Annotated in this window: 15 protein-coding genes, 1 rRNA gene and 1 pseudogene; 5 read left to right on the top strand and 12 right to left on the bottom strand. The window is 73.7% G+C overall.

Annotation, left to right across the window (positions count from 1 at the left end; genetic code table 11):
- Window positions 1-163 precede the first annotated feature (163 nt).
- The 3 genes from ACIPK4_RS24165 (at window position 164) to ACIPK4_RS24155 (ending at window position 5211) form a co-directional block, all read left to right on the top strand.
- Window positions 164-2017 (top strand): glycoside hydrolase family 15 protein, encoded by a 1854-nt coding sequence (locus tag ACIPK4_RS24165; protein ID WP_107096167.1) that lies wholly within the window; start codon window positions 164-166, stop codon window positions 2015-2017.
- 97 nt (window positions 2018-2114) lie between these two features.
- Window positions 2115-3497 (top strand): FAD-binding oxidoreductase, encoded by a 1383-nt coding sequence (locus ACIPK4_RS24160; protein ID WP_402315829.1) that lies wholly within the window; start codon window positions 2115-2117, stop codon window positions 3495-3497.
- A 94-nt stretch (window positions 3498-3591) separates the two neighbouring features.
- The gene (locus tag ACIPK4_RS24155; RefSeq protein WP_402315827.1) at window positions 3592-5211 is read left to right on the top strand and encodes a PucR family transcriptional regulator; all 1620 of its coding nucleotides are present in this window, start codon (window positions 3592-3594) and stop codon (window positions 5209-5211) included.
- A gap of 85 nt (window positions 5212-5296) precedes the next feature.
- Here ACIPK4_RS24155 and ACIPK4_RS24150 read toward each other — a convergent pair whose 3' ends face one another.
- From ACIPK4_RS24150 to ACIPK4_RS24130, 5 genes are all read right to left on the bottom strand, one after another.
- The gene (locus ACIPK4_RS24150; RefSeq protein ID WP_402315825.1) at window positions 5297-6427 is read right to left on the bottom strand and encodes a glycosyltransferase family 4 protein; all 1131 of its coding nucleotides are present in this window, start codon (window positions 6425-6427) and stop codon (window positions 5297-5299) included.
- A gap of 203 nt (window positions 6428-6630) precedes the next feature.
- Complete coding sequence (gene recN / locus ACIPK4_RS24145; protein WP_376200054.1) at window positions 6631-8349, bottom strand: DNA repair protein RecN; 1719 nt, start codon at window positions 8347-8349, stop codon at window positions 6631-6633.
- An 85-nt stretch (window positions 8350-8434) separates the two neighbouring features.
- Window positions 8435-9379, bottom strand: a complete 945-nt coding sequence (locus ACIPK4_RS24140) for an NAD kinase (protein ID WP_054227650.1) — start codon at window positions 9377-9379, stop codon at window positions 8435-8437.
- On the bottom strand, window positions 9376-10191 hold the full coding sequence (locus ACIPK4_RS24135; protein ID WP_402315823.1) for a TlyA family RNA methyltransferase: 816 nt from the start codon (window positions 10189-10191) through the stop codon (window positions 9376-9378). The genes ACIPK4_RS24140 and ACIPK4_RS24135 overlap by 4 nt, the downstream gene beginning before the upstream one ends.
- A 7-nt stretch (window positions 10192-10198) precedes the next feature.
- A complete protein-coding gene (locus tag ACIPK4_RS24130) occupies window positions 10199-10600 on the bottom strand; it encodes a hypothetical protein (RefSeq protein WP_402315821.1) in 402 nt (133 codons plus the stop codon).
- Window positions 10601-10665: 65 nt separating this feature from the next.
- On the opposite strand from ACIPK4_RS24130, the gene ACIPK4_RS24125 reads away from it, so the two are divergent.
- On the top strand, window positions 10666-11013 hold the full coding sequence (locus ACIPK4_RS24125) for an SCP2 sterol-binding domain-containing protein (protein ID WP_402315819.1): 348 nt from the start codon (window positions 10666-10668) through the stop codon (window positions 11011-11013).
- Between the two features lie 16 nt (window positions 11014-11029).
- Here the strand turns inward: ACIPK4_RS24125 and ACIPK4_RS24120 are convergent, their stop codons facing one another.
- From ACIPK4_RS24120 to ACIPK4_RS24105, 4 genes are all read right to left on the bottom strand, one after another.
- Window positions 11030-11875: an ABC transporter ATP-binding protein gene (locus tag ACIPK4_RS24120; RefSeq protein ID WP_402315817.1), complete on the bottom strand. Its 846-nt coding sequence runs from the start codon at window positions 11873-11875 to the stop codon at window positions 11030-11032.
- A gap of 8 nt (window positions 11876-11883) precedes the next feature.
- Window positions 11884-12954, bottom strand: a complete 1071-nt coding sequence (locus tag ACIPK4_RS24115) for a FecCD family ABC transporter permease (protein WP_402315815.1) — start codon at window positions 12952-12954, stop codon at window positions 11884-11886.
- Window positions 12951-13997 (bottom strand): FecCD family ABC transporter permease, encoded by a 1047-nt coding sequence (locus ACIPK4_RS24110; protein ID WP_402315813.1) that lies wholly within the window; start codon window positions 13995-13997, stop codon window positions 12951-12953. The genes ACIPK4_RS24115 and ACIPK4_RS24110 overlap by 4 nt, the downstream gene beginning before the upstream one ends.
- Before the next feature lie 135 nt (window positions 13998-14132).
- Entirely contained in the window at window positions 14133-15161 is a 1029-nt protein-coding gene (locus ACIPK4_RS24105; RefSeq protein ID WP_402315811.1) for an HAD-IIA family hydrolase, read from the bottom strand.
- Between the two features lie 118 nt (window positions 15162-15279).
- On the opposite strand from ACIPK4_RS24105, the gene ACIPK4_RS24100 reads away from it, so the two are divergent.
- The gene (locus ACIPK4_RS24100) at window positions 15280-16551 is read left to right on the top strand and encodes a DUF1015 family protein (RefSeq protein ID WP_402315809.1); all 1272 of its coding nucleotides are present in this window, start codon (window positions 15280-15282) and stop codon (window positions 16549-16551) included.
- Between the two features lie 106 nt (window positions 16552-16657).
- Here ACIPK4_RS24100 and ACIPK4_RS24095 read toward each other — a convergent pair whose 3' ends face one another.
- The 3 genes and pseudogenes from ACIPK4_RS24095 to rrf all read right to left on the bottom strand — a co-directional run.
- Window positions 16658-17458 (bottom strand): hypothetical protein, encoded by an 801-nt coding sequence (locus tag ACIPK4_RS24095; RefSeq protein WP_402316263.1) that lies wholly within the window; start codon window positions 17456-17458, stop codon window positions 16658-16660.
- 696 nt (window positions 17459-18154) lie between these two features.
- Window positions 18155-19069: pseudogene (locus ACIPK4_RS24090) on the bottom strand (hypothetical protein); the annotation flags it as partial.
- Window positions 19070-19121: 52 nt separating this feature from the next.
- Window positions 19122-19212: ribosomal RNA gene (rrf, locus tag ACIPK4_RS24085) — 5S ribosomal RNA — on the bottom strand; the annotation flags it as partial.

Below are 19212 nucleotides of genomic sequence, written 5' to 3'. Positions count from 1 at the left end.
TATTGCCCCCCGACTTAAGGAGATCACTAGGGTGCCGTCATATCCTGCTCGGATATCGCTTCACATCGCCGCCGAGCAGTCCGGCAGACGGCGTAACCCGGCCGCATCCGGAATCATGAGCTCAGTGCGGGGATCCACACCCACGGGACCGCGCAACCGCGCAATGCAAGCGCCCTTCGGGGCGGACGTGGCCGTTCGACTGGAGATCTACGTGTCCGGGCGCATCGAGGATTACGCACTGATCGGGGACATGCAGACCGCCGCACTGGTCTGCCGGGACGGATCGGTGGACTGGTTGTGTCTGCCACGTTTCGACTCCCATGCCGTCTTCGCGAGCCTCCTCGGCACCGAGGACCACGGCTTCTGGCGCATCGGCCCGGTGCTGCCGGGGAGCACCGGCGCCCCCGTGGCGACCCGCCGCCGCTACCAGGGCGACTCGCTGATCCTGGAGTCCGAGTGGGACACCCCGCGCGGCACGGTCCGCGTGACCGACTTCATGCCGCCCCGCGAGGACCACGCGCCGCAGCTGGTGCGCATCGTGGAGGGCGTCAGCGGGCGGGTCCCGATGCGCTCCGCGCTGCGCATGCGGTTCAGCTACGGCCGGGTCGTGCCCTGGGTGCACAAGGTCGACGGGCGCACCGTCGCCGTCGCCGGCCCGGACTCCGTCTGGCTCGACACCGACGCGCAGACGTACGGCCGGGACCTGACCACGTACTCCGACTTCACCCTCGGCCCGGGCGACCGCAAGGCCTTCTGCATCAGCTGGCAGCCCTCCCACAAGGGGGCCCCGGACACCCCCGATCCGCAGGAGGCGCTGGCGACCACCGCCTCGTTCTGGCGCGAATGGGTCGACCACTGCACGTACCACGGCCCCTACCGCGAGGCCGTCATCCGCTCCCTGATCACCCTCAAGGCGCTCACGTACGGCCCCACCGGCGGCATCGTCGCCGCGCCCACCACGTCCCTGCCGGAGGAGATCGGCGGCGTCCGCAACTGGGACTACCGCTACACGTGGCTGCGCGACGCCGCCATCACCCTCTCCTCGCTGCTGCGCACCGGCTACCGCGAGGAGGCCCAGGCCTGGCGCGAGTGGCTGCTGCGCGCGGTCGCCGGCGACCCGGAGAACCTGCAGATCATGTACGGGATCGCCGGCGAGCGTGAACTCGGCGAGACCGAGCTGGACTGGCTGCCCGGGTACGAGAACTCCCGCCCGGTCCGGGTCGGCAACGGCGCCGCGCACCAGCTCCAGCTGGACGTGTACGGCGAGGTCACCGAGGCCCTGCACCTGGGCCACATGACGGGCCTGGCGCGCAACGACTACGCCTCGGTGCTCCAGTTGAAGCTGATCCGCTACCTGGAGACCCACTGGGACCAGCCGGACGAGGGCATCTGGGAGGTGCGCGGCCCGCGCCGCCACTTCGTGCACTCGAAGGTCATGGCCTGGGTCGCGGTGGACCGCACGATCAAGCTGATCGAGAGCGGCGACGCGGACGGCCCGCTGGAGCGGTGGCGCGAGCTGCGCGACGAGATCCACCAGGACGTGTGCGAGAAGGGCTACGACAAGGAGCGCAACACGTTCACGCAGTCCTACGGGTCGAAGGAGCTGGACGCCTCCCTGCTGCTGATCCCGCAGATGGGCTTCCTGCCGCCGGACGACAAGCGGGTCATCGGCACCATCGAGGCGATCCAGCGCGAGCTGTCCACGCCCGACGGGTTCATCCTGCGCTACCCGACGACCGGTGACGAAGCCGGCGTGGACGGCCTCGAAGGCGACGAGGGCGCCTTCCTCGCGTGCTCGTTCTGGATGGCCGACGACCTGGCGATGATCGGCCGGGTCGACGAGGCCCGCCAGCTCTTCGAGCGGCTGCTGGCCCTGCGCAACGACCTCGGACTGCTGGCGGAGGAGTGGGATCCGCGGCTCCAGCGCCAGGTCGGCAACTTCCCGCAGGCGTTCAGCCACGTCCCCCTGATCGACACCGCCCTGCGCCTCACCGCCAGCGGGGCGTACGGGGGCTGACCAGGTGGGCGGCGGCAAGGCCGCCGCCCACCGCGCCGCCCTCATCGGCCCCGCCTACCCTGGAAGGGTTCGTCTCCTGCGCGAAAGGGGCGCGGCCATGGCTCCCCACTCGAAGGCCGGCACGGCTCTGTTGGCGCTCCGCGAGGACCTGGCCGGTGAGGTCTTGGCCCCCGACGATCCCGGGTACGACGAGGCCCGGACGATCTTCAACTCGATGATCGACCGCAGGCCGGCCGTGATCGCCCGCTGCGAGAGCGAGGCGGACGTCGTCACCACCGTCCGCTTCGCCCGGGAGCTGGACCTGCCGGTCGCGGTGCGCGGTGGTGGCCACAGCGTCGCCGGGATGTCCCTCAACGACGGTGGCGTCGTGGTCGACATGCGCCGGATGCAGGAGGTCACCGTCCATCCCGGGGCCAAGGCCGTACGGGTCGGGGGCGGCGCGGTGATGAGCGTGCTGGACCGCGCCTGCCAGCCCTACGGCCTCGCCACCACGGGCGGCCGGGTCTCCACCACCGGCGTCGCCGGGTTCACGCTCGGCGGCGGATCGGGCTGGCTGGACCGGAAGTTCGGGCTGGCCGTCGACAACCTGCTCGGCGTCGACCTGGTCACCGCGGACGGCAGCGCCGTCACGGCGACCGCCGAGGACAACCCCGAGCTGTTCTGGGCCCTGCACGGCGGCGGCGGGAACTTCGGGGTCGCGACCTCGATCACGCTGCGCCTGCACGAACTGCCGGAGTTCGCGATCTGCCTGCTGCTATACCCGCCGGAGGCCGGACCCGAGGTGGTGCGCACCTACCGCGAGGTACTCGAAAGCGGCCCGGCCGAGGTGGGCGGCGGCCTGATCTACATGACCGCCCCGCCGGAGCCGTTCGTACCGCCGCCCCTGGTCGGAACCCTCGTGGCGGGCGCGCTGCTCACGTACGCGGGCGGCGAGGAGGCGCTGCGCAAGCTGGCCGAGCCGCTGCTCGCGCTGCCGCACTCGGCGGAGGTGCTCATGGCCCTCCCGTACGCGGACTTCCAGTGCATGCTGGACGACCCTCCCGGCCTGCGGAACTACTGGTCGGCGGAGTACCTGACCGGCCTGCCGGACGAACTCGTCAGCGTCTTCTGCGCGCTGGGCGACGTGATGCCGGTACCGACCCCGACCCAGCACGTGCTGTTCCCGCTGGGCGGCGCCATCGCGGACGGACCCGCCGAGTTCCCGGTTCCGTACCGGGACTCGCCGTGGGCGGTGCACCCCTTCGGCGTCTGGGAGGACCCGGCCGAGGACGAACGCTGCCGGCAGTGGGTCCGCGACGTGCGCAACCACGTGCAGCCGTGGAGCACGGGCGCGGTCTACCTCAACTTCACCGGCGACGAGGGACCCGAGCGGGTGGCGGCGGGCCTCGGCGCGGAGAACCTGACCCGGCTGGCCGCGGTGAAGCGGGCGTACGACCCGGACAACGTGTTCCGCTTCAACCACAACATCAAGCCCGCGTGACCCGGTCGGCGTCCCGGCCCGGACGGGGACATACCGGACCTCTGCCCCGCCCGGTGATGCGCCGGGAACCGGACGGCCGGTAGCGTCCCGCGACATGGACAACCAGGGCGGGATCACCGTTCAGCGGGCACTGGAGCTGCCCGGGCTGCGCAGCGGGCTGCCGGAGGTGGTGGCGGGCGCCGACCGGCTCGGCCGGACCGTGCGCTGGGTGCACGCGGGCGAGGTGCCGAACATCGCGTCCCTGCTCAAGGGCGGGGAACTGCTGCTGACCACCGGGCTGGGCCTCGGCACCCGGCCCGCCGAGCAGCGTGCCTTCGTACGGCGCCTCGCGGACCGGGGGATCGCCGCGCTGGTGGTCGAACTGGGCCCGCGCTTCACCCGGCTCCCGGCGACCCTCGTCGAGACCGCGCGCACGGCCGGCCTCCCGCTGGTCCAACTCCACCGCGAAGTGCCGTTCGTGACGGTGACGGAGGAGGTCCACACCGAGATCGTCAACCACCACTACGCCCTGCTCCAGCGGGCCGAGGAGATCCACCGGCGGTGCACGGAGGCCCTGCTCAGCGGCGGCGGAATCCCCCAGGTCCTGCACATCCTGGCCGACTTCACCGCCAACCCGGTGTTCCTGGAGACCCCGGACGGGCAGCTCCTGTACGCGGCGGGCCCGGTCTCCGGGGAGGCCGCGGCCGATCCGCTCCAGGTGTGGGAGGGCCTGCGGGGCCAGCGCGAGGCGGGGCCGTCGGCCAACGCGGTGGTGGTCGACGTCCCCGGCGGCGGCCACGGAACCGGCTCGGTGCGCGCCCGGGTGGTCCTGCTGGGCGTGTCGGCGCCGCTGCTGCCCGTCCACCGGATGGCGGCGGAGCGGACGGCGGGCGTGCTGGCCGTCGTCCTGATGCAGGCCCGCCAGGAGGAGGAGCTGGCCGCGCGGGGCCGCGGCGACTTCCTCACCGACCTCGCGGAAGGCCGCATCTCGGCGGAGGACGCCCCGGCGCAGGCGCGCGTCCTGGGCTTCAAACCGGGGGCCGGTCCGCTCCTGCCCGTCGTCATGCGGCTGGGCTCCGACCTCGGCCCGTCGGGGAACTGGGCCGTCCTGGCCCGGGCGGTCCTGGAGGAACTGTCGTCGGTCGGCGTGCCCGTGCTCCTCGGGGTCCGGCCGGTGGAGGGCCGGGTGCCGCTGCTGGTGTCGCTCAGGGCGGAATCGGAACGCACCGCGGTCGCGGACCGGGTCGCGGCGGCGCTGCGGGCCGGTGTGGAACGGGCCGGCCTGGACCGCGCGGCGGCCCCGCCGGCGGTGGTCGTCGGCGTGGCGGGCGGCTGGGCGGCGGCCTCCTCGGGCCTGCGGCACGCCGCCGAGACCGCCACGGCGGCCCACGGGCTGCCCTCCCGGCCCTGGTACGACGCCCGGCGGCTGGACATCGACCTGCTGCTGTGGCGGCTGCGGGAACACCCCGACCTGGCGGCCTTCGTGGACCGGGCGATCGGGCCGCTGCGCGTCCACGACGCGGCGTCCCGGCCACCGCTCCTGCCCACCCTGGAGACGTACCTGGCGCATGCGGGGCGGAAGGCGGAGACGGCGCGCGAGCTGCACCTCAACCGGCAGACGCTGTACAACCGCCTGGCCCGCATCGCGGAACTCCTGGGCACCGACCTGGACGACCCGGAGACGGTCCTCTCCCTCAGCCTGGCCCTCCGGGCCCGCCGCCACACCACTTCCTGAGGCCCTCCCCGCGCCACACGCCCCTGCGGGCCCCCATCCGGCGCCCAGGGGGCCGGCGGACGGCGATCGGGGCTCGGGAGCGGGGTCAGGGGCGGGGGACGGACGTGAGTTCGTCGTAGATCGACAGGATCTGGGCCACCGTGTCGTCCTCCGTGGGCCAGGTGGCGGCCTGGGCGTGGCCCGCCGCCGCCAGTGCGGCGCACCGCGCCGGGTCCGCCAGCAGGTCCGTCACCGCCGAGGCCAGCGCGGCCGGGTCCCCGTACGGCACCAGGACACCCGCGTCCCCGACCAGCTCCGGCACGCCCCCGACCGCCGTCGCGACCAGCGGGACCCCCGCCCGCAGGGCCTCCTGCGCCAGCAGGGACCGCGCCTCCCACCGGCTCGGCAGCACCGCGACGTCCGCCGCCGCCAGCAGCTGCGCCGCGTCCCGGCGCCGTCCCAGCAGCCGCACCGGCAGTCCCTCCGCCTCGATCCGCCTCGCCAGCTCGGCCCGCTGCGGGCCCTCCCCGGCGATCACCACGAGCGGCAGCGGCTCCAGCACCCGCCACGCCCGCGCCGCGTCCAGGAGCACGGGATACCCCCGGTGTTCCACCAGGCTGCCGACCGCGATCAGCAACGGCCGTCCCACCGCGCCCAGTTCCGCCCGCGCCTTGCCTGGATCCGCGGCGGCGTCCGGTGCGGCCGCCCCCGGCGGCCCCATCGGCACGGCCACCGGCGCCAGCCTGGCGTCCCGCGCGCCCCGGGCCCGTGCCAGGTCCACCTGGTCCGAGGACGCCCCCAGCACCACCGCCGCGGCCCGCGCCACGCGGCGCTCCAGCACCCGGCCGAGCCGCCCCCACGCCCCGTCGGCCGCCGGGCCGCCGCCGTGCCAGCTCACCACGAGCGGTACCCGGCGCCCGCGCAGCGCCAGCGCGGCCCGCATTCCGGCCCGTACGCCGTGCGCGTGCACCACGTCCGCCCCGGCGCACGCGGCGCGCAGCGCGTTCGCCGCGTCAGGGGTGAAGTGCGCCCCGGCGCCGGTGAAGTCGTACTCCCCCTCCGCTTCGACGGGTGCGCACACCGTGACCCGCACCCCGCGAGCGGCGAGCCCGGTGGTGAGCGACCGTACGTGCGCGCTGCTGCCCGCGCCGGCGCCGCCCAGCACTTGGACGGTACGGAGCGGTGGCCGCCCGTACGGCTGCGCGGGGGCCGGGATCGAGACCGGGGAGCTGCTCACGGGCCGAAGCTCCAGGGTGAGGGAGGCAGAGTCGTCGCCCAGGATGCCAGTCCGCACGCGCGTTCCGGGACCATACGGGTGCGGATCCCGCAGGAGATACCGCCGCGCGCCCCCGAGCCTCACCCACACGGCGTAGCGCGGGACCCGGCGCGCGGGCCCGGGACGGTGTCCGTCCCGGGCCCGGTCCGGGCCGAAGGACAGGCCTAGGCGTCGGCCCGCGCCGCCGCCAGCAGTTCCTCGGCGTGCGCCCGCGCGGAAGCGGAGTCCTCGTGGCCGGCCAGCATGCGCGAGAGCTCCCGGACGCGGTCCTCGCCTTCGAGGACGGTGACCCCGCTGCGCGTCACGGACCCGTCGTTGGTCTTCTCGACGAGCAGCTGCCGGTCCGCGAACGCGGCGACCTGCGGCAGGTGCGTGACGACCACGACCTGCGCCGACTTGGCCAGCTTCGCGAGCCGCCGCCCGACCTCGACGGCGGCCTTGCCGCCGACGCCCGCGTCGACCTCGTCGAAGAGGTACGTCGGCACCGGGTCGGAGCCCGCGAAGACGACCTCCACCGCCAGCATCACGCGCGACAGCTCACCGCCCGAGGCGCCCTTGGCGATCGGCCGCGGCTGGGCGCCGGGGTGGGGGGCCAGCAGCAGTTCGACCTCGTCCGTGCCCGAGGGCCCGTACGCGACCGGGCGGCCGTCCACGTCCACCCCGTCGGGGTCCTCGACCTGCCGGATGTCGATGGTCACCCGCGCGTGCGGCATCGCCAGCGACGCCAGCTCCTGCGTGACGGCCGAGGCGAACCGCGTGGCCGCCTCCACCCGCGCGTCGGTCAGCGCCTGTGCCAGCAGCGACAGCTCGGCCCGCAGCCCGTCGCGTTCGGCGGTCAGTTCGGTGATCCGCTCGTCGTCGCCGTCCAGTTCCAGCAGCCGCGCCGAGCCCCGTTCGGCCCACTCCAGTACGGCGTCGATCGAATCGCCGTACTTGCGGGTCAGCTGGGTCAGGGCCGCCCGCCGCTCCTCCACCGCGGCGAGCCGCAGTGGATCGGCGTCCAGGTCGTCGGCGTAGCCGGCGAGTTCCCCGGCGACGTCGGCGAGCAGGATCCCGAGCTCCCCGATCCGTTCGGCGAGCGCGCCGAGCGCCGCGTCGTGGGTCCGTACGGCTTCCAGGGCCCGGTGTGCGCCCGCGACGAGCGTGTTGGCGTCGACGCCCTCCGGGTCCTCGACGTCGCCGGCGAGGGCCGCATGGGCGATCTGTGCCGCCGAGGCCAGCGATTCGGCGTGGCCGAGCCGTTCCGCCTCCGCCGCCAGCTCGGCGTCCTCACCGGCCAGCGGTTGCACGGCCGCGATCTCGTCGAGGCCGAAGCGCAGCAGGTCGGCCTCCTGGGCGCGTTCCCGGGCCCGGGTGGTGATCTCGTCGAGTTCGACGGCGACGGCGCGCAGCCGCCGGTAGGCGGCTCCGTACTTCTCCAGCGGGACGGCGACCGCGTCGCCGGCGTACCGGTCGAGGGCCTGGCGCTGGCGGGCGGGCCGCAGCAGCCCCTGCTGGTCGGTCTGCCCGTGTACGGCGACGAGGTCGTCGGCGAGCTCGCCGAGCAGGCCGACGGGCACGGAGCGGCCGCCGACGTGGGCGCGTGAGCGCCCCTCGGCGGACACGGTCCGGCTGATCAGCAGGGCGCCGTCGTCGAGCTCGGCCCCGGCTTCCTCTGCGCGCACGGCGGCGGGCGCGTCCGGGCGCAGGACGATGCGGCCCTCCACGACCGCCGCCTTGGCCCCGATCCGCACCAGGGCCGGGTCGGCGCGACCGCCGAGCAGCAGGCCGAGGCTGGTGACGACCATCGTCTTGCCCGCGCCGGTCTCGCCGGTCACCGCGGTGAAACCGGGCGACAGCTCGACCACCGCGTCGTCGATGACCCCGAGCGACCGTATCCGCATCTCCTCAAGCACGGGACGACGATACCGAGGTTTCACCGGTGCCATGTGACGTCACCCGTCGAGAGTTTCCCGAACGCATGTGCTATTAGTGGGGCGCTCCGCGCCACCCCGACACCGGCAGCGCGAACTTGGCGACGAGCCGGTCCGTGAACGACGCGTGGTGCAGCCGGGCGAGCCGCACCGGCACCGCGCCCCGCCGGACCTCCACCCGGGCCCCGGCCGGCAGCTCCAGGGTCCGGCGGCCGTCGCACCACAGCACCCCGTGCGGGACCCCGGTCTGCACCTCCACCGCCAGCACCGAGTCGGGCGAGGTGACCAAAGGCTTCGCGAATAGGGCGTGCGCACTGATCGGCACCATCAGCAGCGCCTCCACCTCCGGCCAGACCACCGGCCCGCCCGCGGAGAAGGCGTACGCCGTCGAACCGGTCGGGGTCGCGCAGACGATCCCGTCGCAGCCGAAGCCGGACACCGGGCGCCCGTCGATCTCCAGGACCACTTCGAGCATCCGTTCGGGCGACACCTTCTGGACGGCCGCCTCGTTCAGCGCCCAGTCCCGGTGGATGACGTCGCCGTTCGTCCGTACGAGCACGTCGAGCGTCATCCGCTCCTCGACCTCGTAGGCCCGCGTCACGACCCGGTCCACGACCTTGTCCAGGTCGTCCCGCTCGGCCTCCGCGAGGAACCCCACCCTGCCCAGGTTCACGCCCAGCATCGGCACTCCCGAGCCGCGCGCGAACTCCGCGCCGCGCAGCAGCGTCCCGTCGCCGCCCAGCACGATCAGCAGCTCGCAGCCTTCGAGCGCCACGGGGGTGCACTCGGCCACCAGCTCCACCTCGGGCGGCAGCGGCAGGTCTCTTGCCTCGTGCTCGACGACCCGTACGCCCAGCCCGCTCTTCAGCAATCCCTGTACGACCAGCTCGGCACTGCGGATGGCCGCCGGCCGCCCGGTGTGCGCGAGCAGGAAGACGGTCCGCCCCTCCGTCGGGACCGGTGATTCCGAGGTATCCGACCTGTCCGCTGATTCAGTCACTGCGGCCCCTCCGCTACTGCTCGGTCAACATCCTCCGGGTCGAGTGCCGGTGCCCCCGCCCGCAGCCACAGAAAGTACTCGACGTTCCCCGACGGGCCGGGCAGCGGACTCGCGGTGACCCCGAGCACGCCGAGCCCCAGCTTCGCCGCCTGGGCCGCCACCTCACGCACGGCCTCCGCCCGCAGCTCCGGGCTGCGCACGACGCCGCCGCTGCCGAGCCGGTCCTTGCCGACCTCGAACTGCGGCTTGACCATCAGCACCAGGTCCGCGTCCGGCGCGCAGCAGCGCACCAGTGCGGGCAGCACCAGGCCGATGGAGATGAAGGACAGGTCCCCGACGACGAGGTCGACCGGGACCCCGTCGAGCTGCTCGACCGTGAGCTCGCGGACGTTCGTCCGGTCCTTGACGGTGACCCGGTCGTCGCTCTGCAGCGACCAGGCGAGCTGCCCGTAGCCGACGTCGACGGCCATCACGTGGGCCACGCCCGCGCGCAGCAGCACATCGGTGAACCCGCCGGTGGAGGCGCCCGCGTCCAGCGCCCGGCGGCCTTCGACGGCCAGCCCCAGCGGCTGGAAGGCCGCCAGTGCGCCGGCCAGCTTGTGGCCGCCCCGGGAGACGTAGTCGGGGTCGCTGTCGTCCTTGAGGACCACCAGGGCCGCGCTGGTCTCGACCTGGGTGGCCGCCTTGGTCGCGGTGGCGCCCCCGACGGTCACCCGGCCCGCGGCGATCAGCTGGGCGGCGTGCTCGCGCGAGCGGGCCATGCTGCGGCGTACCAGTTCGGCGTCCAGGCGGCGGCGTGCCACTCCTGCCACGTTCGGTTCAGCTCCTGTTTTCGTACGGTCCGGGGACGGGTGGTGCGTCCAGCGCGCTCAGCGCGTCGCGCAACCCCCTGTGCACATCCTCGTACACCGCGACGTGTCCGTCCGCCGTGAGGTGGTCGGCGTCGGCCAGCCGCTCCAGGTGCGCGTCGACCCCGGCGTGGCCGGTGGGCGTGCGGACGAGGCCGAGGGGCTCGGGGCCGGCGGGCCCGGCGGAGGGCTCCGGCGCGGCTTCCCCGCCCGCACCGGCCGCCCCGGAGTCCCCTGCGGCCGGGGAGTCGCCTGCCGCCCCGGAGTCTCCTGCGGCCCCGGATGCGCCGGGTTCTCCGGACAGGCCCGGTTCGCCCTGTTCACCCGGTACATCCGGTGTGCCCGCCGCCGCGTCGGCGAAGTCGTCGGTCATGCCCCGACGCTACCCCGAAGCGCCCGGGCGGCCGAGCACGGCTCTGCGGTACGGTCGAGATCACGATGGCTACGATCGATGAGTGCCGAGCCGCACTCGACCGACTTTCCGACAACCTCGCACAGGCCGACGGCAGCGTGCGCGGTGCCGCCGCGCTGGACCGCTCCCTGAGCTGCCACATCACCGACCTCGACCAGACCTTCACCGGCCGCCTCGACGGCGGCCGGATCCGGGTCGACGCGGTCTCCCCCGGCCCGCCCGCCACCAAGGCCGAGATCCGGCTCGCGATGACCGGGGACGACCTGGTGGCGATGGTCGCGGGCGAGCTGAAGTTCGCCAAGGCCTGGGCTTCCGGCCGGGTCCGTCTGGAGGCCGGGTTCCGCGACCTGCTCCGCCTCAAGAGCCTGCTGTGACGCCTGGGGCCCGACGTCAGCCCGCGCCGCCCTCGCCCGTCGAACGCCCGGCCAGGGCCCTGCGCGCGGCCGGGATCACCAACGGGGTGCCCGTCTCCGGGTCGTCGATGATCTGGCAGCGCAGCCCGAACACCCTCTCCACCAGCTCCGCCGTGACCACCTCCGACGGCGGCCCCTCCGCAACGACCTTCCCGCCGCGCATCGCGATCAGGTGCGTGGCGTAGCGGGCCGCGTGGTTGAGGTCGTGCAGCACGGCGACCAGGGTCCGGCCCTGGTTCTCGTGCAGTTCTGCGCACAGGTCCAGCACGTCGATCTGGTGCTGGATGTCCAGGTACGTGGTCGGCTCGTCCAGCAGCAGCAGCGGCGTCTGCTGCGCGAGCGCCATCGCGATCCACACCCGCTGGCGCTGCCCGCCCGACAGCTCGTCCACCGACCGGTCCGCGAGCTCCGCGACCCCGGTCGAGGCCATCGATTCGAGGACGATCCGCTCGTCCTGCGGCGACCACTGGCGCAGCAGCCCCTGGTGCGGGTACCGGCCGCGCGAGACCAGGTCGGCGACGGTGATCCCGTCCGGCGCGATCGAGGACTGCGGCAGCAGGCCCAGCGTCCTGGCGACCTTCTTGGCCGGCATCGACCCGATGGCCTGCCCGTCCAGCAGCACGCGCCCCGCGGACGGCTTCAGCATCCGCGACAGGGCGCGCAGCAGCGTGGACTTGCCGCAGGCGTTGGGTCCGACGATCACCGTGAAGGAGTGGTCGGGGATCTCCACCGACAGGTCCTCGGCGATGACCCGCTGCTCATAGCCGAGGGTCACGTTCTGCGCGGTCAGCCGCTGCACCTGCGTACTCCTTGAGTTACTCATGTCCGTGCTCATATACGCCCCGCCCTGCGCTCGGTGACGAGCAGCCAGAGCAGGTAGACACCGCCGACCAGTCCGGTCACCACACCCACCGGCAACTGGTCGGAGCCGAAGGCTCGCTGTGAGGCCCAGTCGGACACGAGCAGCAGGACGGAGCCCGTCAGCGCGCCGGTGAGCAGGTTCGACCCGGGTGAGCGGGTCAGGCGCCGGGCCAGCTGGGGCGCGGCCAGGGCGACGAAGGAGATGGGTCCGGCGGCAGCGGCGGCCGCGGTGGTCAGCAGGACCGCCGCGAGCATCAGCAGCATCCGCGTGCGCTCGACCCGTACCCCGAGGGCGTACGCGGCGTCGTCGCCCATCTCCATCATCCGCAGGGCCCTGCCCTGGCCGAGGACGAGCGGGAACAGCACCGCGCAGGTCCCCAGCAGCGGCCAGACCTGGCTCCAGTCCCGGCCGGCGAGCGAGCCGGTCAGCCAGACCATCGCGCGGGTGGCCTCGACGAGCTGGGCCCTGGTCAGCAGGTAGTTGATGACGGCGACGAGCATCGCCGAGGCGCCGATGCCGACCAGCACCAGCCGGTAGCCGTGGATGCCGCGCTTGTACGAGAGCAGGTAGACGAGGACGCCGGTCAGCAGTCCGCCCGCCAGCGCGCCCCCCGCGACCGCGTTCGCGTCGCCCTTGAACAGGACGATCACGGTGAGCGCGCCGACCGACGCGCCGTAGCTGAAGCCGAGCAGGTCCGGCGAGCCGAGCGGATTGCGGGAGACCGACTGGAAGACCGCCCCGGCCATCCCGAGTGCGGCGCCCACCAGCAGGGCGACCAGCACCCGCGGCAGCCTCAGGTCGTTGACGATGAAGTCGTGCGCGGGCGTGCCGTTGCCGAGCAGGGTCTGCACGACGTCCCAGGGCGCGATCTCGAAGTCGCCGGTGCCGATGAGGACGACGGCCATCGCCAGCGCGGCCACGGCGAGCAGCAGCCCGGCCACGAGCGCTCGGGGCTCCAGGCGCAGGGACAGCCCGCCGGGGCCGCGCAGGGCACGGGGCCCCCGGGAGCCGGGCCGGTCCGCCCGGAGGTCGACGGTCACAGCTGGGCCATCCTCTTGCGCCGGACGAGATGGATGAAGACGGGTCCGCCGATGAGTGCGGTGATGATGCCGACCTGGAGTTCGGCGGGCCGGGTGACGACCCGGCCGATGACGTCCGCGCCGAGCAGCAGCACCGGCGAGAGGACCGCCGAGTAGGCGAGCACCCACCGCATGTCGGGACCGGTGAGCAACCGCACCAGATGCGGGATCATCAGCCCGATGAAGACGATCGGCCCGCAGGCGGCGGTCGCCGCCCCGCACAGCAGGGTGATGGAGACCATCGCGGCGATCCGGGTCCGCGTCAGGTGGGCGCCGAGGGCCCGCGCGGTGTCGTCACCCATGGCCATCGCGTTCAGCGGCCGGCCCAGGGACAGTGCGATCACCGCGCCGAGCAGCAGGAACGGGGCGACCTGCCGGACGGTCTCCATGTTCGCGGAAGCCAGCGAGCCGACGGTCCAGAAGCGGAGCTTGTCCAGCGCCTTGCTGTCCACCAGCTGCACGGCGTTGATGTAGCCGACCAGCGCCGCACTGGCCGCGGTACCGGCGAGCGCGAGGCGGACCGGCGTCGCGCTGCGGCTGCCGCCGAGCACGTAGACCACGACGGAGACGACGGCGGCGCCCAGGAAGGCCCACCACACGAACGCGCTGAGCGAGGAGACCCCGAGGAAGGTGATGGCCGAGACCACGGCGGCCGCGGCGCCCGCGTTGACGCCGAGGATGCCCGGTTCGGCCAGCGGATTGCGCGTCAGCGCCTGCATCACCGCGCCGGAGAGACCGAGGCCGAGCCCGACCATCAGCCCGAGGAGGGTGCGGGGCACCCGCAGGTCGCGCACGACGACGTCGGAGGGCGTACCCGCGTAGTGGAACAGGCCGTGCCAGACCTGGTCGAGGGGCATCTGCCTGGCGCCGACGGCGATGCTCGCCACCGCGATCAGGGCCAGCACCGCGAGGGCGCCGAGCAGACCGGCGGCGCGGGCCGCGCGCCGCGGACGGGCGGCGGCGACCGGCGCCGCGCTCTGTTCAGGAGGACTCTCGACCAACACGCAGGTTAGGTTAGCCTACCCTGCGCCCAGCCGCGTGCCGTTCGCCCTGATCAGCCCGTGCGCAACCGCGTCGGGACCCGTCATGACCCCGCGGACCGCGGACCGGGTACCGCCGCCGCCACCGACCGCCCGCGCCTACAGCCCGATCCGGGCCAGCGCCTTCCCCGCATCCAGCGTGCAGGAACCCTCGCCCGCCTGCGTCCAGGCCGCCGCGCACAGCGCCCGCAGCCCGTCGAGCGGATCGCCCTCGCCCCGCAACTCCAGTACGTCAGCAGCCGCGACCGCGGTCCAGCCCCCGCACCGGAAGCCCTCACCCTCCGCCACGACCTCCGGCTGCCCCGTCAGCAGCCCCCGCAGGTCCCGGTCCACGTACGTCGGCCGGTGCCGCGGCTCGGCCCGCAACAGCTGCGCCCCGTCCGTCACCCCGGTCAGCACCAGCAGCGAGTCCACCTCCCCGTTGAACGCGCCCTCGATGTCCGTGTCCAGCCGGTCCCCGACCACCAGCGGCCGCTGCGCCCCGGTCCGCAGCACCGTCTCCCGGTGCATCGGGGGCAGCGGCTTGCCCGCCACCTGCGGCTCCGCACCCGTGGCGATCCGCACGACCTCGACCGCGGCCCCGTTCCCGGGCCCGATCCCGCGCGCCCCCGGAATCGTCAGGTCGGTGTTCGACGCGTACCACGGCACCCCGCGGTGGATCGCGTACGAGGCCTCCGCGAACCGCGACCACGGCAGGTCCGGGCCCCCGTACCCCTGGACGACCGCCGCGAGCCCCTCCTCGTCTGCGGAGTCCACCGGCACGAGCCCCCGCTCGCGCAACGCGATCCGCAGCCCCTCCCCGCCGATCACCAGCACCTTCGACCCCGGCTCCACCTGCTCCGAGATCAGCCGGGCCACGGCCTGCGCGGACGTGATCACCTCACCGGCCTCGGTCGGGATCCCCAGCTCGCCCAGGTGCTCGGCGACCGCCTCCGGCGTCCGCAGCGCGTTGTTCGTGACGTACGCGAGGTGCATCCCGTCGGCCCGGGCCGCCGCCAGCGACTGCGCCGCGTGCGCGATCGCCTCACCACCCGCGTACACCACCCCGTCCAGGTCCAGCAGGGCCGTGTCGTACGCCTGGTGCAGGCTGCGCTCGCTGCCCGCCGGACTCGTCCTGCTCCGGGTCATCCTGTCGGCTCCCTGTCCATTCGATCCCCGACCGGTCCGTGACCGATCCCGACTGCCTGTGCTGCGGTCTTGCTCACCCGATCATCCCGCATCGCGAGACGCGTCTTACCATGCACCAATGACCACATCTGGTACCGCGGACGACGGGCTGCGCCTGATCCCCTTCCATGGACTGCGCTATGACCCGGAGCGTGTCGGCAGCCTGGCCGCCGTCACCTCACCGCCGTACGACGTGGTCGTTCGCCCCGATGGCGTCGACCACCTGCAGTCCGCCGATCCGCACAACATCGTCCGCCTGATCCTGCCGCAGGCCGACACCCCCGCCGAACGCAACGAACAGGCCGCGCGCACCCTGCACGACTGGCTCCGCAACGGCATCCTCAGCGCCGACCCCGAGCCCGCGCTCTACGTCTACGAGCAGCGCAAGGGCGGCCTGCTGCAGCGCGGTCTGATCGGCGCCCTCGCCCTGTCGAAGCCCGACGCCGGCATCGTCCTCCCGCACGAGGACGTGATGCCGGACGTGGTCACCGACCGGGCCGGTCTGATGCGTGCGGCTTCGGCCAATCTGGAGCCCCTCCTCCTCACCTACCTCGGGGACGACCCCGCGGCCGGTGCCGCCGAGGTCGTCGAGCGGACCGCCGCCGGCACCCCGCTGCTGGCCACCACCACCGAGGACGGCTTCCGGCACCGGCTGTGGGCCATCACGGACCCCGCCGACCTGGCGGCCGTCACGGCCGACCTCGGCCACCGCCAGGCGCTCATCGCCGACGGACACCACCGCTGGGCGACGTACCTGCGCCTCCAGGAGGAGCACCAGTCGCCCACCGCCTGGGACTTCGGGCTGGTCCTCCTCGTCGACACGGCCCGCTACCCGCTCCAGGTCCGCGCCATCCACCGGATGCTGCGCCGCATCCCGGTCGCGGACGCCCTGGCCGCCGTCGAGGGCAGCTTCCGCGTCCGCCCGGTCGACGGCCCGCTGCCGCTCGCCCTGGAGGCCCTCGCCGACGCAGCGGAGCGCGGCAACGCCTTCCTGCTCTCCGGCGACGGGACCTTCCACCTGGTCACCGACCCGGATCTGGACCTCCTGGAACGCACCGTGCGCCGCGACCGGCCCGAGGCCTGGCGTCGACTGGACGCGACCGTCCTGCACGCGACCCTGCTCGACGCCGTGTGGCAGATCCCGGACACCCCCGACCAGATCACCTACATCCACGACGCGGCGGCCACCGTCGCCATGGCCGAGCGGCACGGCGGCACCGCGGTCCTGCTGCACCCGGTACGGGAGCAGGTCGTCCGGGACCTGGCCCGCCAGGGCGTCACGATGCCCCGCAAGTCGACCTCGTTCGGCCCGAAGCCGGCCACGGGTCTGGTCCTGCGCAGCCTGAACTGACCCCGATCGGCGCGACCGGCGCGACCGGCGCAACCGGCCGCGGATACGGGAAAGGGCGGCACCCCCGGAGGGGTGCCGCCCTTGTTCAGTTCAGCCGGTCCGGCGTTCAGCCCTTGTCGCGGCCCTGCGCGTCGTCCTGGTCCTCGTCCTCGTCCTCGACGACGGCGATCTCGTCGGTGACCTCGACGTCGGCGTCCGCCGCGGAACGCTCGAGGGGCTCGTACTCCTCGTCGTCCTCGTCGTAGTACTCGGCCTGGTCGGAGGCGCGCTCGGCGGCTGCCACCTCGGCGGCGTCCTGCTCGTCGTCCTCGTCGTCGACGTCGTCGGACTCGTCGGCCGCGAGCGCGTCGACGAACTCGACCCCGTCCAGCTCGGCGAGCCGGTCGGAGGCGTCCATCGAGCCGTCCTTGTCCGCCTCGACCGTCTTGGCGAACCACTCGCGCGCCTCGTCCTCACGGCCGGCCGCCAGCAGCGCGTCGGCGTAGGCGTACCGCAGGCGCGCGGTCCACGGCTGGACGGAGTTGGAGGCCAGTTCCGGGCTCTGCAGGGTCACGATGGCGGCGTCGAGCTGCCCCATGTCCCGCCGGGCGCCGGCGGCGACCAGGCGCATCTCGACCTGGCCGGCCTTGTCCAGCTTCTGCACCTCGGGCTCGCCGGCCATGGCCAGCGCGCGCTCGGGGCGGCCGAGGCCGCGCTCGCAGTCGGCCATGACGGGCCACAGCTCGACGGATCCGGTCATGCGCTTGGCGGCGCGGAACTCCGCGAGCGCCTCGCTGTACTTCTGCGTGGCGTACGCGGCGAAGCCGGCGGCCTCGCGGACGGCGGCGACGCGGGAGGCCAGGCGCAGGGCGATGCGCGAGTACGCGTACGCCTGCTCCGGGTCCTCGTCGATCAGCCGGGCCACCATGACCAGGTTGCGGGAGACCTCCTCGGCCAGCCCCTTGGGCAGGCTCAGGAGCTCCTGGCGGACATCGGAGTCGATCTCCAGACCGGTGACGTCCTCGTCGATCGGAAGCCGCTTGACCGGGTCCCGGTCGCGGTCCGCACGGTAGTCGCGGTCACCGCCGCGGTCATCGCGGCCGCCACGGTAGCCACCGCGGTCGCCACCACGGTCATCACGGCCGCGGTACCCGCCGCGGTCGCCACCGCGGTCGTCGCGGCGCGGGTAGGACGGGCGGTCGCCACCACGGTCATCACGACCGCCACGGAAACCACCACGGTCGTCATCACGACGCGGGTAGGAAGGACGCCCACCACGGTCGTCGTCGCGACGCGGGTACGAGGGACGCTCACCACGGTCGTCACGACGGAAACCGCCGCCCGAGGGGCGCTCGCCACGGTCGTCACGGCGCGGGTAGGACGGGCGGTCGCCACCACGGTCATCACGACCACCGCGGAAACCACCACGGTCGTCATCACGACGCGGGTACGAGGGACGGCCACCACGGTCGTCGTCGCGACGCGGGTACGAGGGACGCTCACCACGGTCGTCACGACGGAAACCGCCGCCGGACGGGCGCTCGCCACGGTCGTCACGGCGCGGGTAGGACGGGCGGTCGCCACCACGGTCATCACGACCACCGCGGAAACCACCACGGTCATCGTCACGACGCGGGTAGGAAGGACGGCCACCACGGTCGTCATCACGACGCGGGTACGAGGGACGCCCACCACGGTCGTCATCGCGGCGCGGGTAGGAGGGACGGTCCTCGCGGCCGCGGAAGCCACCGCCGGAGGGACGCTCACCGCGGTCGTCGCGGCGCGGGTAGGACGGGCGGTCGCCACCACGGTCATCACGACCACCGCGGAAACCACCACGGTCGTCATCACGACGCGGGTACGAGGGACGCCCACCACGGTCGTCGTCGCGACGCGGGTACGAGGGACGCTCACCACGGTCGTCACGACGGAAACCGCCGCCCGAGGGGCGCTCGCCACGGTCGTCACGGCGCGGGTAGGACGGACGGTCGCCACCACGGTCGTCACGACGGGGGTAGGAGGGACGGTCCTCGCGGCCGCGGAAGCCGCCGCCGGAGGGGCGCTCACCACGGTCGTCGCGACGGAAGCCGCCGCCCGAGGGGCGCTCACCGCGGTCGTCGCGACGCGGGTACGAGGGACGGTCGCCACCACGGTCGTCACGACCGCCACGGAAGCCACCACGGTCATCGTCACGACGCGGGTAGGACGGGCGGTCGCCACCGCGGTCATCGCGACGGAAGCCGCCGCCGCTGCTGCCGGCGGGACGCCCACCGCGGTCGTCACGGCGGAAACCGCCGCCACCACCGGTGGGCCGGCCGCCGCGGTCGTCGCGGCGGAAGCCACCACGGTCACCGCCACGGTCGTCACGGCCCCCGCGGTAGCCGCCCCTGTCACCGCCGTCGTTGCGACGAGGCTCGCGCTCCGGACGATCGTCGGGAGAGTTGGACATGGGTGTGACTCCTGTCTTCGGGGTACCGCTAGTCATTCTCGCGCAACCAACCCATGGCCGCGCTTCGGCGTAAAGAGATACAAAAAACAAAAGGACCCTTGGTCCAGCGTTGAACGCTGGACCAAGGGTCCTTTGAAAGATTGTTCGGCGGCGTCCTACTCTCCCACAGGGTCCCCCCTGCAGTACCATCGGCGCTGAAAGGCTTAGCTTCCGGGTTCGGAATGTAACCGGGC

The sequence above is a fragment of the Streptomyces sp. NPDC086989 genome, assembly GCF_044745505.1.
Taxonomy (GTDB): Bacteria; Actinomycetota; Actinomycetes; order Streptomycetales; family Streptomycetaceae; genus Streptomyces.
Note: the sequence above shows the minus strand (reverse complement) of the source record. Positions and strands in the feature narration are given on the sequence as shown.